The sequence below is a fragment of the Nostoc sp. CALU 546 genome (assembly GCF_048836525.1).
The window spans coordinates 1-2,697 of the sequence record NZ_JAWJTF010000278.1; the positions used below are offsets into that span (position 1 = coordinate 1).

2 protein-coding genes and 1 pseudogene are annotated in these 2,697 nt (G+C 43.4%); 2 read left to right on the forward strand and 1 reads right to left on the reverse strand.

Annotated elements, in window-relative coordinates:
- Window positions 1–224 precede the first annotated feature (224 nt).
- Window positions 225–566: a hypothetical protein gene (locus tag RRG12_RS42655; RefSeq protein WP_069069662.1), complete on the reverse strand. Its 342-nt coding sequence runs from the start codon at window positions 564–566 to the stop codon at window positions 225–227.
- 198 nt (window positions 567–764) lie between these two features.
- Here RRG12_RS42655 and RRG12_RS42660 point away from each other — a divergent pair, with 198 nt between their 5' ends.
- Both RRG12_RS42660 and RRG12_RS42665 read left to right on the forward strand, forming a co-directional pair.
- Window positions 765–1,871, forward strand: a complete 1,107-nt coding sequence (locus RRG12_RS42660; RefSeq protein WP_420763255.1) for an AAA family ATPase — start codon at window positions 765–767, stop codon at window positions 1,869–1,871.
- Window positions 1,872–2,007: 136 nt separating this feature from the next.
- Window positions 2,008–2,697: pseudogene (locus RRG12_RS42665) on the forward strand (ATP-binding protein); the annotation flags it as partial.

Consider the following 2,697-nt stretch of genomic DNA (forward strand, 5'->3'; position numbering starts at 1 on the left):
TCTGAAAAGGACTTCATAGCGCAAAAATTTTCAGTCTACTTCAGTAGACTTGAGCAATTAGTCAGGGATTTACAATCCCTGGCGGGTGAACAACACCCAATCAGTACGCTACTTTTGGCTGAAGTTGACACCAGTGGACGAAAAGCCTGCCCCTTTTTAATATTTGATAGCTCACAAATAAAATGTAGGTTGGGTTAAGCAAATCGCAACCCAACACAAAACTATCATTTTGTCTGGGAACTATTATGGATTGGAGTTATATGACCCAGAGATACCTTTACAGCTAAGATTGGTATAGCCGTAGCTGCAATAAGAACAGCAGTAGCCAGGATAATTGCAACTGGTTTACCACCATATTGAACTAAGACTTTAAAAATATTTTCTGCTGTTTGACCTCCAGCTTGAACTAATTCTACTGTCTCTGATTTGTTTAAAGCAGCAGTAATGTTTTCAGCAATATCGAGAAGTTGTTCTGTATTGTTTGTCTGGCTGGGAATATCTAGAGATTTATCTGTTGGCTGTTGCTGCACGGGTAAATTTTCATTTTCAGCATAGTAAGTAGACATCGTTTTGCACTCCTCTCTTGTTGGGATGTCTCTATACTCGCCTGTAGTCCATAGTTATACGTAGGATGTAGGTAAATGTAGGATTAGGTCATAAATACAAAGAATGTCTACATAGACGTAGGATTACGTAGGTTTTGCTGTAAAATACTAAGCTTATATCCAGGTTTTAACTTTACTCTACCAACTTAACCAGGTTAAATGGAAGCTGAAGAAGCATTAGAATCTATTAAGCAAATATTTGAGGAGAGGAAAGGAAAAGTAGTATTACTGGGCAAGTTAGAAGAAAAAGTTTTTCTACTAAGTTGGCAAGGGATGAATTATAGTCAAATGCCTTCTAAAATAAAGAAGTCTAATCCTACTGCCAAACCATATACAGAACAATATTTAAAAGAAATAGGCAAAAATTTAATTGATAAGATTAAAACAGTTTTAGATATATACGATCTTGATAAAAGAAATTTTCGCGAAGAAATTAAAAATTTTTTTAATAAAAATCACAATCACTATCCTAAGAAAGTACCTTATATCACTGCGCCAAAATCTGATTTTATTACCTCTCAAAAGCTAGTCAATAATAGTCAATCAGAGCTAAATCATAATCCCTTCATTCCCCTTAATGGCAGAGTAGAAGAAAAGTATCTATTCTTTGACCGAGAGGGCGAAATCCGGCGAGTATTAGAGGTACTAAATAGCGGTAGTAGTGTCGTTTTAATTGGGGAGGAGGGAATTGGTAAATCCTCGCTGCTATGGATGATTTGTCAAGAAGCAGAAACTCGTCTAAACGTTAAACGTCAGCCAGTTTTCTTAGACCTGAATTTACTTCATAATGAAAGTCAATTTTATAGTGCCTTGTGCCACGAGATTGGTATACCCGAAAGTAAAGACTATCAGTTAACCCGCAATTTGCGAAATCATAAAATACTACTGGCTCTAGACAATGTAGGAAAGCTTACAGGCGAAGGTTTTACTCGCAACATAAGGGATTATTTGCGCGGTTTAGCTGAAGGAAGTAATGCTCCGTTGAAGCTGATTTTAGCTGCCACCGAACCCCTCAACAACCTTTTTAACGATAGTCAGGAGCAAGGTAATACTTCTCCGTTAGCAGGTATTTGCCAAGAGGAACACATTCATCCTTGGGATGAAGCTACTATGCGTGCTTTTATTACCAACCGTTTGGCTAGAACTTCTGTGAGTTTTACAGAAGAAGAAATCATCCGACTCATCCAAGAAAGTGGCGGACATCCTCGCCAACTGATGCAATTGTGTTATCGAACTTATTCGCGGTATGTGGAGAGTTTGCAATGAATGACACCGCTTTGACCTCTCCCCCAACCCCTCCCCTGCGAGGGGAGGGGAGCAAGATTACTCCTACTCCCCCTTCCCTCATAGGGAAGGGGGCTGGGGGGTTAGGTTCTTCACGGGCGAAGATGGAGGTTGAATAATGACCCCTGTACCCCGCCTAGACTTAGCGCCCAAGTTGAAGCGTCCCCTCTCTTTGTGGAACCCCTTGGATTATCTGCGCCTTTTGTATTGGGTGTTTTTCTTTCCCCAGGCTTTACGGTGGTATGTGGACAGATTTGGGGGTGGGTATATTCCTGAAGGGGAAATGAATTGGCGGAAAGGATGGGAGTTATTGCGTCAAAATGCTATCCAACGTCAGTTACTTTTTCAAGGATTAGTTTTAACAGTAATTACACCCGTAGCCATAGGCTTAATTTTTCAGACTGTAAGAGTTCCTATTTACTTCCATATTGTGGCGGAAGACATGAGGGCAGTCGTGCAGATAAATGTTCCCATTGACTGGTTCGGCGTGGCGTTAGGCGTGGCGTTAGGCGTGGTGGTAAGCGTGGCGGTAAGCGTGGCGTCCGGCGTGGCGTTCGGCGTGGCGTTCGGCGTGGCATTAGGCGTGGCATTAGGCGGCGTGGTGTTCGGCGTGGTGAGACGCGTGATGTTCGGCGTGGCGTTCGGCGTGGCGTTCGGCGTGGCGTTCGGCGTGGCATTAGGCGTGGCGGTAGGTGTGGCGGTAAGCGTGGCGGTAAGCGTGGCGTTCGGCGTGGCAAGACACGTGGCGTTCGGCGTGGCGTTCGGCGGCGTGTTAGTAGGCGTGACAAGACACGTGGCGTTCGGCGTG

Excerpts from the sequence above, each read along its gene's own strand:
- RRG12_RS42655 (WP_069069662.1), bottom strand. The coding sequence starts at position 566 with ATGTCTACTTACTATGCTGAAAATGAAAATTTACCCGTGCAGCAACAG.
- RRG12_RS42660 (WP_420763255.1), top strand. The coding sequence starts at position 765 with ATGGAAGCTGAAGAAGCATTAGAATCTATTAAGCAAATATTTGAGGAG.